12 protein-coding genes are annotated in these 13753 nt (G+C 71.8%); 8 read left to right on the top strand and 4 right to left on the bottom strand.

The window, feature by feature from the left end:
* Positions 1-733: 733 nt before the first annotated feature.
* Complete coding sequence (locus ACWD01_RS20440) at positions 734-1477, bottom strand: SLATT domain-containing protein (RefSeq protein ID WP_451163758.1); 744 nt, start codon at positions 1475-1477, stop codon at positions 734-736.
* Between the two features lie 404 nt (positions 1478-1881).
* On the opposite strand from ACWD01_RS20440, the gene ACWD01_RS20435 reads away from it, so the two are divergent.
* The 4 genes from ACWD01_RS20435 (at position 1882) to ACWD01_RS20420 (ending at position 4422) form a co-directional block, all read left to right on the top strand.
* Positions 1882-2217: a YbaB/EbfC family nucleoid-associated protein gene (locus ACWD01_RS20435; protein WP_451163756.1), complete on the top strand. Its 336-nt coding sequence runs from the start codon at positions 1882-1884 to the stop codon at positions 2215-2217.
* A gap of 79 nt (positions 2218-2296) precedes the next feature.
* Positions 2297-2896: a recombination mediator RecR gene (recR, locus tag ACWD01_RS20430; protein WP_451163754.1), complete on the top strand. Its 600-nt coding sequence runs from the start codon at positions 2297-2299 to the stop codon at positions 2894-2896.
* Entirely contained in the window at positions 2889-3548 is a 660-nt protein-coding gene (locus ACWD01_RS20425) for a DUF5063 domain-containing protein (RefSeq protein WP_451163752.1), read from the top strand. Before recR ends, ACWD01_RS20425 begins: the two co-directional genes overlap by 8 nt.
* Positions 3549-3654: 106 nt before the next feature.
* Positions 3655-4422 carry a hypothetical protein gene (locus ACWD01_RS20420; protein WP_451163750.1) on the top strand — a complete coding sequence of 256 codons (768 nt, stop codon included), beginning with the start codon at positions 3655-3657 and terminating at the stop codon, positions 4420-4422.
* 63 nt (positions 4423-4485) lie between these two features.
* Here ACWD01_RS20420 and ACWD01_RS20415 read toward each other — a convergent pair whose 3' ends face one another.
* The 3 genes from ACWD01_RS20415 to ACWD01_RS20405 form a co-directional block, all read right to left on the bottom strand.
* A complete protein-coding gene (locus ACWD01_RS20415) occupies positions 4486-5331 on the bottom strand; it encodes a class I SAM-dependent methyltransferase (RefSeq protein ID WP_451163748.1) in 846 nt (281 codons plus the stop codon).
* A 52-nt stretch (positions 5332-5383) separates the two neighbouring features.
* Positions 5384-6256 carry an alpha/beta fold hydrolase gene (locus ACWD01_RS20410; RefSeq protein WP_451163746.1) on the bottom strand — a complete coding sequence of 291 codons (873 nt, stop codon included), beginning with the start codon at positions 6254-6256 and terminating at the stop codon, positions 5384-5386.
* Positions 6257-6548: 292 nt separating this feature from the next.
* Positions 6549-8285 carry a LuxR C-terminal-related transcriptional regulator gene (locus ACWD01_RS20405; protein ID WP_451163744.1) on the bottom strand — a complete coding sequence of 579 codons (1737 nt, stop codon included), beginning with the start codon at positions 8283-8285 and terminating at the stop codon, positions 6549-6551.
* Between the two features lie 609 nt (positions 8286-8894).
* Between ACWD01_RS20405 and ACWD01_RS20400 the strand changes: the two genes are divergently transcribed.
* The 4 genes from ACWD01_RS20400 (at position 8895) to ACWD01_RS20385 (ending at position 13522) form a co-directional block, all read left to right on the top strand.
* The gene (locus ACWD01_RS20400) at positions 8895-10166 is read left to right on the top strand and encodes an aspartate kinase (protein ID WP_356894463.1); all 1272 of its coding nucleotides are present in this window, start codon (positions 8895-8897) and stop codon (positions 10164-10166) included.
* A gap of 25 nt (positions 10167-10191) precedes the next feature.
* Positions 10192-11244, top strand: a complete 1053-nt coding sequence (locus ACWD01_RS20395; protein ID WP_451163742.1) for an aspartate-semialdehyde dehydrogenase — start codon at positions 10192-10194, stop codon at positions 11242-11244.
* Positions 11245-11642: 398 nt separating this feature from the next.
* Complete coding sequence (locus ACWD01_RS20390; protein WP_451163740.1) at positions 11643-12305, top strand: SigE family RNA polymerase sigma factor; 663 nt, start codon at positions 11643-11645, stop codon at positions 12303-12305.
* Between the two features lie 143 nt (positions 12306-12448).
* Complete coding sequence (locus ACWD01_RS20385; RefSeq protein ID WP_451163738.1) at positions 12449-13522, top strand: hypothetical protein; 1074 nt, start codon at positions 12449-12451, stop codon at positions 13520-13522.
* The last annotated feature ends 231 nt before the right edge of the window (positions 13523-13753 follow it).

Below are 13753 nucleotides of genomic sequence, written 5' to 3'. Positions count from 1 at the left end.
CGCGTTGATCGGTCGGGGCCACGCCGGGACAGGTCAGCCGGCCAAGGACGATGGCGCGACCGTTCGCGCGCGGTCGTAGAGGTCTCGTGCGGTGGCGTTCTTCAGGTGGGGTCGCAGGAGGCTGAACATGGTTCTGATCCGGTCGTCGGCGCGGCCGGCCGGGCGCTTCGAGTGCGTCGGCGTGGACCTTCAGCCCGGTCTGGTCGACCACGCCCACCGGGCCCGGCCGGGGCTGGACACCCGGGTCGGGGACATGCGCACCGTACGACTCGGCAGGCGCACGGATGTCGTGACCTGTATGGGCAACAGCCTCGCCTACGTGCACGGCGACGAGGAGATCAGCCAGGTCTTCGCCACCTTCGCGGCCCACGCAGGGCCGGGCGCGCTGCTCGTGCTGTGCTCACCGGTCGCCCCGATCACGCGGACCGAACCCGTCGTCGCCACGGTAAACACACCGAGCGGATCCGCGACGGTCACCGTCCGACACGAGTGGGACCCGCGGACCCGGATCAACACCACGCACCGGCACTGGGTGCTCCCCTCCGGCGACGATGCCCGGGACGAGCTCCGCAGACGCGTCCTGTCCCCCCGCGAACTGGAACGCTACGCGGAGTGCGCCGGCTTCGAAGTGGTGGACATGACCGACGGCGCAGGGACAGGACTCACGGGGGCGACGGCCTGGACGGTGGCCCGGTACGCCGACCGAAGGCCGGCCCCGCGCCCCCCGGCGGGCTCAGCGCGGGGGCTCCGGGGGGCGTTGGCGGGGCATGTTGGGGCGGGGGGTCGGAGGGAGAGGGAAGCGGCCCTGGATGACGCCCGGGGCCGGGTGCGGGTCCGGGGCCGGGCGGCCGGGGGAGGACGGGAGGCGCAGCGGGGCCGGGCCGTGGCGGAAGTCGGTCATCCAGTCGGAGGTCTCGGAGCGGACCAGGTCCGCGATGTCCTCGGAGAAACGGCGCAGCACGCCCAGGCAGCGTTCGGCCGCCTCGCTCGCCGTGCCCTCGGTGGGGCCGAGGATCTCGCGGACGCTCTCAGAGGCCCAGTCGTACTGGAGCGCCTGGAGGCGGCGCTGCACGGCCTGCGCGGTGGCCACGTCCCGCATCCAGCCGGCCGTCAGGCCGAAGTACCGGTCGCAGGCGAGGCACGCGGCGGCCACCAGCAGGGACAGATAGCCCCAGGGAGCGGCCCCCGAGACGGCCCGCGTCAGGTCCAGGAGGGGGAGGGCCGCGCCGGCGAGCGCACCGGCGGCGGTGCCGAGGCGCAGGGTGCGGGCGGCCCGGCGCTTGAGGACCCGGTCGGCCAGATACCAGTCCGCCGTCCGCAACGCGTCCGCCTCGACCCAGCGGTAGAGCTCGTCCAGTCGGGCCGCGGGCTCGCCCCAGTCCCCGAGGGGGAACGTCCGTCCCGTCAGGTCACTCGGCGGCGCCTCGCCGCCCTCCCCGCGGGTCGGCCCCCCGGGCTGCATCTCCGGCTGGCTCACCGGTGCACTCCTCTGCGCTCTGCTGACGGTCAGGGCTGACGGTCAGGACTGACGACCCAGCCGGCAACCGAGGCTGACGCCCAGGACTGACTATCAGGTCCGAAAAGGTGCTGAAAAGGTGGTGACGTTACACCGCGTGACGTACGTGGCGCGCGTTCGTTCTGATGCGACGCAGCCCTTCATACCGCCGAATGGTGGGCTGTGGGTCGCGGATCCCGGTATTTCCGTCCGCACGGGGGTTCTGGTCAGGTATGGGAGCGTCGAGCGGCCCCGTACCGCTCACTCGAAAGAGTTGCCCGGGGCAGGGTGATGCAGGGTGGGGCGGCCGGCCGGGTGAGCACGTAGGCTCAAAGGAGTACCGAAACGTACAGCGTGTTCAGTCGTCGATGCAGCCAGGAGTGACCGTGATCCCCGGTGGTGGCCAGCCCAACATGCAGCAGCTGCTCCAGCAGGCCCAGAAGATGCAGCAGGACCTGGCGCAGGCCCAGGAGGAGCTTGCGCAGACCGAGGTCGACGGTCAGGCCGGCGGCGGTCTCGTGAAGGCGACCGTCACGGGCTCCGGCGAACTGCGGGGCCTGGTCATCGATCCGAAGGCCGTGGACCCCGAGGACACCGAGACCCTGGCGGACCTCGTCGTCGCCGCGGTGCAGGCCGCGAACGAGAACGCCCAGCAGCTCCAGCAGGACAAGCTCGGGCCGTTGGCGCAGGGCCTCGGCGGCATGCCGGGCATGCCCTTCTGACGCAGTACCGCCGTCGGCCTTCTGACCGGAACCGGCAGCAACTACCGTAAGCAGCAAGCACTCCAGGAGAGGCGTTCCGTTGTACGAAGGCGTGGTTCAGGACCTCATCGACGAACTGGGCAGGCTGCCCGGCGTCGGTCCCAAGAGCGCGCAGCGGATCGCCTTCCACATCCTCCAGACCGAGCCGACCGATGTCCGCCGCCTCGCGCACGCCCTGCTCGAGGTCAAGGACAAGGTGCGTTTCTGCGCGGTGTGCGGCAACGTCGCGCAGCAGGAGCAGTGCAACATCTGCCGCGACCCCCGCCGGGACCCGACGGTCATCTGTGTCGTCGAGGAGCCGAAGGACGTCGTCGCGATCGAGCGGACCCGGGAGTTCCGCGGCCGGTACCACGTCCTCGGCGGCGCCATCAGCCCCATCGAGGGCGTCGGCCCCGACGACCTGCGCATCCGCGAGCTGCTGACCCGCCTCGCGGACGGCACGGTCACCGAGTTGATCCTGGCCACGGACCCCAATCTGGAGGGCGAGGCGACGGCCACGTACCTCGCGAGAATGATCAAACCGATGGGTTTGAAGGTCACGCGGCTGGCCAGTGGACTCCCTGTAGGGGGAGACTTGGAATACGCCGACGAGGTCACGCTCGGCCGTGCCTTCGAGGGGAGACGACTGCTCGATGTCTGACGCCATGCTGCACGCCGTAGAACAGGATCCCGACAGCTTCGCGGTCCAGATCGCCGACTCGATCGAGTCCTTCATCGTCGCGACCACCGAGGTCGCCAAGGGCGACGAGCCCGACAGCGCGATCCCGTTCCTGCTGCTCGAGGTCTCCCAGCTGCTGCTGACCGGCGGCCGCCTCGGCGCGCACGAGGACATCGTCCCGGACGAGCGGTACGAAACGGACACCGGCCCGGACTTGGACGTCGACGATCTGCGCATGCGTTTCGCGACCATGCTCGAGCCGATCGACGTCTTCTCCGAGGTCTTCGACCCGTACGAGCCCCGCAAGGCGCCCGTGCCGTCGCGGATCTCCGACAGCCTCGCCGACATCATCATGGACCTGCGCCACGGCCTCGCCCACTACCGGGCGGGCCGCATCAGCGAGGCGCTGTGGTGGTGGCAGTTCTCGTACTTCTCCAACTGGGGACCGACCGCCTCCGCGACCCTGCGCGCCCTCCAGTCCCTGGTCGCCCACGTCCGCCTCGACCAGCCCCTCGCGGAGCTGGACGGCCTCGACACCGACGAGGACGTCACGGAGGACGCGCTGGCCGAGGAGGCCGGCAAGGTCATGGTCCAGGAGATCGCCGCGCCGCTGGGGCTGCGGCAGGCCCGCTGAACCGTCCACGAGGCCGTAGTACAACCGCTACTCGAGCGTGTCCTGACCGCTCCCCCGCGCTGCTAGGTTCGGCCGTCGGCCGACCGCCAGCGGGGGAGTGGACACAGTGGTGACGCAGGGGTGGACGGGCATACGTACCCGCGGCGCGGGCATGGCGACGCTCACGGCGGCCGCGCTCCTGATCGGCGGGTGTGGCCCGAAGGACGACGACGGCAAGGCCAGGGCGGACGAGACGACGGCGGCCGCCGCTGCCTCTGCCTCCGTGCCCGTATCGCCGTCTCCGTCGCCGTCTCCCACTCCATCGGTGACGACCGCATCGCAGTCTCCGCCCGCCTCGCCGTCGGCGTCGAAGCCCGCCCCGCCCCGGACCCCCGCCGCGCCGCCCGCCACCACGCGGCCGCCGAAGCCGACCGTCCTGTCGATGTACGCGTCGGCCGGCGGCGGCCCCCTGAGCCTGGCGCGCGGCGGGGCGGCCCGCGAGTTCACGGTCACGGTCAGCAACGGCAACACCCGCGCCTACGGTGCCCTGCGCGTCGTCTTCCAGATGGAGATGATGATCGGCGACGAGGGCGCCACCCCGCCGCAGAACGGCTTCACCCTGGAACGCCGCGACCCGGCCTCCGGCGCGTGGAAGACGGTCGAACTCCGTGTCGCCAACGACGTCCAGCCGCACTACCTGTTCAGCGGCGGCGCTCCGCTCGCAAAGGAAACTCTCCGGAGGGAGCGCTACCGCATCCGCGCCGGAAGCGCCGGCCCGACGGGCTCCACGGCCCTGATGATCCGCCTCGTCGACACGACCGCGCCCGAGAGCGCGTCGTACGAGCGCGGTGTCCCGGCGGCCACGTCCCTGATGGTCACGGCGCGTCGCGGCTGAGGGCACCGTCCGGGACGGTGTGCGGGCCGGCGTTTGGGCGGCCGGTGTCATTTCGTGCCGGCGTCACTTCGTGCCGACGCCCACGTTCATCCGGCTGTTGAGCACGGCGACGTCGCGCCCGCCGGAGCGTTCGAGGAGCATGCCGTCCAGCACCTGACGTGCCGCGCCGCGTTGCTCCTCCGTCAGGCCGGGGACGAGCGTGGCGACGATCGGATGGCCCGAGGTCGTCACGTCCCACAGGTGTGCGGCGGAGCGGATCTCGACAGGCCAGTCCACCGTTTCCACGCGGACGTCGGTGAGCGAGGCGTCGGCGAGCACGTGGCGCATCTTCTCCGGGTCGGTGAGCTGGAACGGCGGCGGCGGGGGATCCGTCGGTGGCGGCGTGAAGCCCGGCACCGCGGCCCGCAGGGCGCCGAAGACGAAGGCGATGAACTCCGTTTCCTGAATCGGCGCCCCGAACGCGACGAGCAGAGCCCGCCCGCCCGGCCTGGTGACCCGTACCAGTTCCGCCAGTCCGCGGGTCAGGTCCGGGAAGACCGACACACCGTTCTGCGAGCCGGAGACGTCGAACGTGTCGTCCGCCAGATCAAGCGCCAGGCCGTCCATGACGTGGCTCTCCACGTCGCTCAGGCCTGCCGCCTGCGCCCGGGCGGCGAGGCGTTCGACCATCGCGGGTGAGTAGTCCGTCGCCGTGACGTGTGCGCCGCGGCGCGCGGCGGGGATGCTCAGTGCCCCGCTGCCCGCCGCCACGTCCAGGAAGCGCATGCCCGGACGCAGGCCGGCCAGGTCCAGGGCCCGCTCGGCCAGTTGGCTGGACAGCGGGGTGACATGCCGGTCGAAGCCTTCGGCGATGCGGTCCCAGGCCGCCCGTTCCCGTTCCTGCTGCTGTGTGGATGCATGGGTGGTCATGACCGTCACTTCCTCTCGACCCCCCTTGGTGTTCGTGCCGGCTGTTCGGTGTTCATGCCGGCCGGAGGGCGGCGCGCAGTGCATCGAGGAACGCCTCCGGCTGATCTATGGGCGGCTCGTCACCGGCTCGGTCGATCACGTGGAGGGGCCAGCCGTAGCGGGCGCTTGCGGCTTCGGCCGTCCTGACCCGTGTCTGGGGGTCCTCCCGTCCCCAGATCAGCGCGGTGGGAACAGTGATCCGCCGCAGGACCTCGTCGGGGATGGCCGGCAGGGCGAGCTGCGGCATGAGAGCGCGCATCGCGGCCTTGTTGCGTCGGGTGCGGGCCGTATCGACGGCGTACGTCTTCAGCGCGTCCGCCGTGTCGCCCAGTTCCCGCTCCACGCGTTCCGGTTCGGCCGAGCACGCGCGGAAGAGGCGGTTGATGGAGTGCGGGGTGGGACGTGCGGCGAAGCCGGCGAGAGCGACGGCGAAAGACGGCGTCGGCCGGAAACGGGACAGTCCGTAGCTGTCGACCAGGATCAGGCGTTCGAGCAGGTCCGGGCGTGCGGCGGCGAAGCGGGCCGCGATGGCACCGCCGAGCAGGCGTCCGACGACGGCGGGCGGCGACGGACAGGTCTGTTCGACCAGGTCCTCCAGCCAGACCACCGTGCGGTCGGCGTTCAGTGGGCCGTCCCCCGCGTCTCCCGTGTCGGAGGAGCCGTGGCCGGGGAGGTCGGGGGCGACCACACGGTGGGTCGTCACGAGGTCGGGGATTACCCGGGTCCAGTGCGCCGCGCACTCCCCCGGACCGTGCAGCAGGACGAGCGGCGGGCCGTCCCCGCCTTCCAGGACGGCGGTGCTCACACCCGCGCAGGTGACGCGCCGCTCGGTGACGGGGAGCGGGGCCAGCAGAGTCTCACGCGCGTCGATGGTGATGGTGGCCATGACGTCCACCTCTTCTTCGTATGGCGGTGGTTCTTCGTATGGCGGTGGCCCGAAGTACTTGACGCCACCGACGCTACGGAGAGCCGCCGACGCGCCGCATCGCGCACGCGTACCAATGCGGCGCGTCGGCCGGAGTGGTCCGTACGTACCACGGGCGGAGCCGGCGGGTGCCGGACGAGGACCGGAGAGGGCTCGAGGGCGGCGGGTGCCGGGCGGACGCCGTGACTGCGTGTCGTGAGCGGAGCACTGCCGCCGCACAGCGGCGTGCGGCAGGCCGGGCTCGTGGAGGGCGTCAGAGCAACCCGTGCCGGTAGGCGTACGCGGTGGCCGCGGCGCGGGAGGACACACCCAGTTTGGTGAAGACGTTCTGCAGGTGGCGGCGGACGGTGTGCTCGCTGAGGAACAGTTCCGCCGCGATCTCGCGGTTGGTCCGCCCGGCCGCCGCCAGCTCCAGCACCTGGACCTCGCGCCCGGTGAGCCCGCCCGCCGCCGTTGCGGGTCCGCCGCCGACCGTGGCCCTCTCCGCCGCATCGAGGAGGGCCAGGTCGGGTGCCGCGCCCAGGTCGCGGAAGATCCGGCGTGCTCCCTCGAGGTCCAGCGCGGCGGTGTCGTGGTCACCGAGCCGGTGGCAGGCGATCCCCATCAGGGCACGGGTACGGGCGTCCTCGTACGGGACCTGGAGCTCCAGCCAGAGCTGCCGGGCCCGGCCCAGTTCCGCGCAGGCGGCGCGGGCGTCGCCCTCCGCGAGGAGCACGGCCCCCGTCGCACGGGCGGAGACCGCGCGCAGCAGCGGCGCTCCGAGGTCGGCCGCGATCGCCGCCAATTCGTCCGCGGCGGTGCGGGCGGCGGCTGTGTCGTCGGCGGCCCTGTCGTCGGCCGCCGTTCGCCGCGGCGAATGCTCCGTGTCCACGGCAGGGGCGGTGTCGTCGACGGGGGCCCGGCCGTACGGGCCGAGCATGGCCTCGACGTACGCGGCCAGCACCTTCGACCGGGCCGGCCGGTCCTGGGCGTCCCGCACGATCCGGCCCAGGGCCGCCCTCGCGTCCGCGGACCGCCCCTGGGCGAGGCGCAGCAGGGCCAGTCCCGGCTGCGGCGGGCGTCCCTGCTCGGCGGCCTGCCGGTAGGCCTGCTCGGCCTCCTCGAACTCGCCGCGCAGCCGGTGCAGTTCGGCCTGCTGGTAGTACGCCATGCCGACCGCCGGCTGCCCGGGTGGTGTCGCGAGCCGCTCGCGCGCCCGCCGTACCTCGGTCATCGCCGAGGCCCACTCACCGTGCATCTGAAGGATCTCCGAACGGTGCACCAGGCACTGGCCGCGGTAGGGCACCAGATCCGGGTGGGACGCGCACCAGCGGCTCAGCGCCTCCGCCCACTCCTGCGCCCGGTGCAGATCGAAGGCCTCCTGGCAGGTGATGATCACCGCGCAGTAGACGATCCCGGCGACCACCGGTGACGCCTCGCCCGCGGTGACGCCGGTCATCACCTCGTCGAGCAGTGCCAGACCCTGGGCCGTCTCGCCCATCCGGACCAGTGTCTGCCCCCGTCCCAGCAGCGCGAACGCGGCGAGGTCGCGGTCCCCGAAACGGTCCGCGACCTTGGCTGCCTGGCCGCAGAGGGCGTACGCCGCCGGGGCGTCACCGCCCTCCAGGGCTTGCAGCGCCATGGGCACCAGCAGGTAGCCCTGCTCCACGCAGTCAACTGCCCCCTCGTCGAGCAGCCGGTGCGCCCGGCCGATCCAGCCGCCGCCGCGCGCTGTCTCGCCCCGGTTGAAGAGGAGCATCCCGAGCCAGAACGCGCACCGTGCTCCACCGGGGACGTCGTTCTGCTCCAGCAGCACATGGTGCGCCCGCTCCCAGGCGCGGACGCTGCTGTCGTCCTGGCCCACCAGGTACGCGGCTGTGGCGAGTCGCTCCAAGTCCCCGGCGGCGAGCGGTTCGCGGTCGTCGGCAGATCGGAGCAGGGCGTAGGCGTCCGCCCACCTCTGCTGCCCGAACGCGGTCCGGCCGTCCTCGAGTGTGCCGAGTGGGGACATGCCCGCCTCCTGCCGTCGCCGTCCCGGCGCGCACCTGAAATTTTACGCTCCTGAGCTACCGGCTACCGGCTACCGGCGACCGGTGCGGCGGTGCGGCCATGGCCACGCCCGGCCGCCGAAGTCACCGCGCGCGACAGGGGCGCGGACCGTCGCGATCACGTCGATGTTCAGCTCAGGGGCTGTACGACAGCCGGGATCCCCGCCCACCTCCTCGTCGACCGTGACGACCACTCCGTCACGGTCTTCGCGCGACCGTGGAGCTGCCGGGCCCGGTCGGGACCACGCTGGAGACGGGGCAGCGCGAGGGCTGCGCCGACTGAGGCCGCGTGCCCGGCCCGGCCCGGCGAGGTCCGCGGTTCCGGCCGCCGCCCGGGAGTGTTTCCGGGCCGGTCAGGCCCGGTGCGTGTGAGCCGGCCCACATACTCGCGTACCCCGGCGACCCTTGGGCAGTAGCCAACCCGAACGGCCGCGGACGCCCTCCGGGACTTCCGGATGATCACGTAGTGAGCGGGACATCTCACGATGTGACATCGGCGGGGCGATCCGCGGCCGCTCGATAAAATGAGCCGACCGCAGTAGTGACTGCAGAAGACCGAGCGAGGAGCGCACGTGGGCCTTGTCGTGCAGAAGTACGGAGGCTCCTCCGTAGCCGATGCCGAAGGCATCAAGCGGGTCGCCAAGCGAATCGTCGATGCCAAGAAGAACGGCCACCAGGTGGTCGTCGTGGTATCGGCGATGGGCGACACGACGGACGAGCTGATCGATCTCGCCGAGCAGGTATCCCCGATCCCTGCCGGGCGTGAGTTCGACATGCTGCTGACCGCGGGAGAGCGGATCTCCATGGCCCTGCTGGCCATGGCGATCAAAAACCTGGGCCACGAGGCACAGTCGTTCACCGGCAGCCAGGCAGGCGTGATCACCGACTCGGTCCACAACAAAGCGCGCATCATCGATGTGACGCCGGGCCGGATCCGCACGGCGCTGGACGAGGGCAACATCGCCATCGTCGCCGGGTTCCAGGGTGTGTCACAGGACAAGAAGGACATCACCACGCTCGGGCGTGGCGGGTCGGACACCACCGCGGTGGCGCTGGCCGCCGCGCTGGACGCCGAGGTCTGTGAGATCTACACCGACGTCGACGGTGTCTTCACCGCCGACCCGCGGGTCGTGAAGAAGGCCCGGAAGATCGACTGGATCTCCTCCGAGGACATGCTGGAGCTCGCCGCCTCCGGCTCCAAGGTGCTGCTCCACCGCTGTGTGGAGTACGCACGCCGATACAACATTCCGATCCACGTCCGCTCGTCCTTCTCGGGACTGCGCGGCACCTGGGTCAGCAACGAACCGCGAGGGGATCAGAAGGTGGAGCACGCCATCATCTCCGGAGTCGCCCACGACGTCTCCGAGGCCAAGGTCACGGTTGTCGGCGTCCCCGACAAGCCCGGTGAGGCGGCAGCCATCTTCCGCGCGATCGCCGATGCCGAGATCAACATCGACATGGTCGTGCAGAACGTCTCGGCGGCCACCACCGCCCTGACCGACATCTCCTTCACGCTGCCCAAGACGGACGGCGCCAAGGCGATGGCGGCCCTGGAGAAGCAGAAGTCCGCCATCGGCTTCGACTCGCTGCGCTACGACGACCAGATCGGCAAGATCTCCCTGGTCGGCGCGGGTATGAAGACCAACCCGGGCGTCACCGCCTCGTTCTTCGAGGCGCTGTCCGACGCGGGCGTGAACATCGAGCTGATCTCGACCTCCGAGATCCGCATCTCGGTGGTCACCCGTCAGGACGACGTCAACGAGGCCGTGCGCGCCGTGCACAGCGCCTTCGGGCTCGACTCCGACTCGGACGAGGCCGTCGTCTACGGAGGCACCGGCCGATGACGCGCCGGCACGGAGGCGTGGCGCGATGACGCCCAAACCGGCGCTCGCGGTCGTGGGAGCGACCGGAGCCGTCGGTGCGGTGATGCTCCAGATCCTGTCCCAGCACGCGGACGTCTGGGGCGAGATCCGACTCGCCGCCTCCCCGCGCTCGGCCGGCCGCAAGCTGGCCGTGCGCGGGGAGGAGTGCGAGGTCCTGGAGATCGGCGAGAACTTCTTCGACGGCATCGACGTCGCGATCTTCCTGGCGCCCGGCGAGGTGTCCGAGCGGTGGGCGCCCGTGGCGGTCGCCAAGGGCGCCGTCGTCGTGGACGCGTCTCCGGCGTTCCGGATGGACGCCGAGGTTCCGCTGGTCGTCCCCGAGGTCAATCCCCATGCCGTACGGGTGCGCCCGCGCGGCATCATCGCGAGCCCGCACGACACGACGCTCGCCATGCTCCCGGCCGTCGGCGCGCTGCACGGCGAGTTCGGCCTGCAGGAACTGGTCGTCTCGTCCTACCAGGCCGTGAGCGGCGCGGGCCGTGAGGCCGTGGCCTCGCTGCGGGCGCAGCTCTCGATGGTCGCCGGTACGGATCTGGGCGTGGGGCCCGGTGACGTACGGCGTGCGGTGGGCGACGACCTGGGGCCGTTCCCGGCGCCGCTGGCGCTCAATGTGGTGCCCTGGGCGGGGACGGTCGCCGACGACGGCTGGTCGTCCGAGGAGCTGGGGCTGCGGGCGGAGACCCGCAAGATCCTCGGCCTGCCGTCGCTGAAGGTGACCGCCACCTGTGTGCGGGTGCCCGTGCTGACGACCCACTCGCTGTCGGTGCACGCGCGCTTCGAGAAGGAGATCACCGTCGAGCGGGCCCACGAGGTCCTCGCGACCTCGCCCGGCGTCGTGCTCTACGACAACCCGGATGCGGGCGACTTCCCCACCCCCGCGGACGTGGTGGGGACCGACCCGACCTGGGTGGGGCGCGTACGGCGCTCCCCGGACGACCCCTGCGGTCTCGAGCTGTTCGTCTGCGGCGACAACCTCCGCAAGGGCGCGGCTCTCAACTCCGCCCAGATCGCCGAGTCCGTGGCCGCCGAATACAGGTGAGACCGCCCTCTTCGTGCCGGGTTGTACCCGGGTTGGGCCCGGCCCGTACGGCGACTCGCGGGCGGGTGGCGTCGGGGATGTCAGTGCCGTCTCGTAATCTCGTGGTCCCAGCAGTTAATACGACGTGGTCCGGGCCCCGTTCTTTGTAGGATCTGTGAACGCCCTGCGAGGGAAACGTGGTCTGTGCCGCTTGAGCTGGGGCGTCGGCATGTTCGAGTAGGCGATTCCCCCTTGCTGCAACCGGTAGTTGGGCGGGAGCGTCTTTGCGGGCACCTCGGCACGGTGCCCCAAAAAGTGGGGCATTGGGGAAGAACGGTGCGCATGCGGGTTTTCGGTTCGCCGCCAAAAGCGGGGGCATGCGCGTACAACCCTGGCGGGGGGCGGCGTGTCCAACAGGCGTGGCAGAGGTTCTCGACATCGCAAGGGTGGCCCCGGTACGTGGCGCTTTGGTGCGCCCGCGCCGCAGGCCACGTCCGGCCGGCGGCATGCCGGTGATCGCGCCCGTGCCTGCCTCGCGGACCACGCGCGTGCCGTCCCAGCGGCCGGGTGCTGACGACACCATGGCCACGGGTACCACCGTCGACCTTCTGACCGAGACCTACCGCGCCCACTACCGATCGCTGCTGGGCCTCGCCGCCCTGCTCCTCGACGACACGGCGTCGTGCGAGGACGTGGTCCAGGAGGCGTTCATCCGGGTCCACTCGGCGCGGAGCCGTGTGCGGGACCCGGAGAAGACCCTCGCCTATCTGCGGCAGACCGTGGTCAACCTCTCCCGGTCCGCGCTGCGCAGGCGCATCCTCGGCCTCAAGCTGCTTTCCAAGCCGATGCCGGACATGGCGAGCGCCGAGGAAGGCGCGTACGACCAGCTGGAGCGGGACGCGCTCATCAAGGCGATGAAGGGGCTGCAGCGGCGCCAGCGCGAGGTGCTGGTGCTGCGATACTTCGCCGACATGACGGAAGCTCAGGTGGCCGAGACCCTGGGGGTCTCCCTCGGCTCGGTCAAGGCGTACGGCTCGCGGGGGATCGCGGCGCTCCGTGTCGCCATGGAGGCCACGAAATGAGCGGCCGTGACGACGACTCCGAGCGTTTCGGGCCTCTCGGACCTGGAGAGCCGCGTGGAGTTTTCGGGCTTTTCAAGAAGTACAGGCATGCTGAGCATTACGGGCCGGACGGGCCGTCCGACCACCGGACTGGGAACGACACTGTGAGCAACGGGCCGGCCGACGGGCCGAAGGATCTTCCGGTCAGCGACATCGGAGGGGACGAGGACGCACTGCGGCGCCTGCTGCAGGGTGCCGTCCAGGACATCCAGCCCTCCGCCGACGCACTCGACCATCTGCGCCGGGCGGTTCCGGCGCGGCGGGCCCGCAAGCGGCAGGCCCTGGTCGGCATGGCCGCCGCGGCCCTGCTGATCGGCACCGCCGTCCCCGCCTTCATCCACGTGGCGAACTCGGGAGGCGCCGACAGCGCCAACCCTGTCAACGCCGGACACGACCAGCAGGCGCAGGGCGGCACGGGCAACGACCCGGGCGTCACCGGTGGCGACAACGGCGTCAAGTCGCCCACTCAGGGCGCCGGGGACGCGGTCGTGCCCGGCCGGACGACCGGACCGGAGCTGTCGGCGGAGGTGCCGCCCGGCGGCTCGGACGGCGCGTCCGGCGCGGTGCAGACCCCCGAGACACCGGCCCAGGCCTGCGAGCCCGGGCAACTGGCGGTCTCGACGGAGCTGGCCGCCCCGGACGCCGAGGGCACGGCGTACGGAACCTTCCGCGTCACCAACCTCTCCGACGCCGACTGTTTCGTCGGCAGCTCCACCGTCGGCTTCCAGGCGGTGGGCGGCGCCGACCCGGCCCGGATCGGTGTGGCGCGCCACACCGCGGGTGACGCGGCGAGCGGCCTGCCCGACCCGGCGCCGACGGAGACGGACGTGGCGGTCGCCATGGCGGCCAAGTCGTACGAGGTCAGGTTCGCGTGGGTGCCGTCCGACACCTGCCCGACCGAGGGCACCTCCCCCGCTCCCTCCCCGTCCGGTGGCGACACCTCGGGCGGCACCGGACCCACCGGCGGAGGCGCCGGCGGTACTGCCGGCGGCCAGGACGGCACCGGTACGTCCGAGGGGAACGCCGCGGAGCCCCAGCTACTGGTCGAGGACGGCACGAAGGACGGCAGCGTGACGGTCACGTACTCGGCGCTGAACGGCAAGGTCGCCGGCCAGACGACCGTCGCCGACGCCTGCGCCGGAACGATCTACTACACAGGCGTGCTGGCAGGCCAGTGACGCCGGCCGGGCCGGCCGGGGGCTGATGCCTGATCGTCGCGGGTTCGGGTCGCGAACCCCCGGGCCGACGCGGGGCCGGGTGCGGCGGGGCTGCGCCGGCCGGGCCGGTCTGGTCGGTTCGACGAGGCCGGGTGGGACGAACCGGCCGGGCCTACGCGGGCCCGGTTGCGCCAGGCTGACGCGGCTGCGGGAGACGAAGGAGACGAACCGGCCGGGCCTACGCGCCGCCCG

This window comes from Streptomyces sp. NPDC002835, from assembly GCF_053591995.1.
Note: the sequence above shows the minus strand (reverse complement) of the source record. Positions and strands in the feature narration are given on the sequence as shown.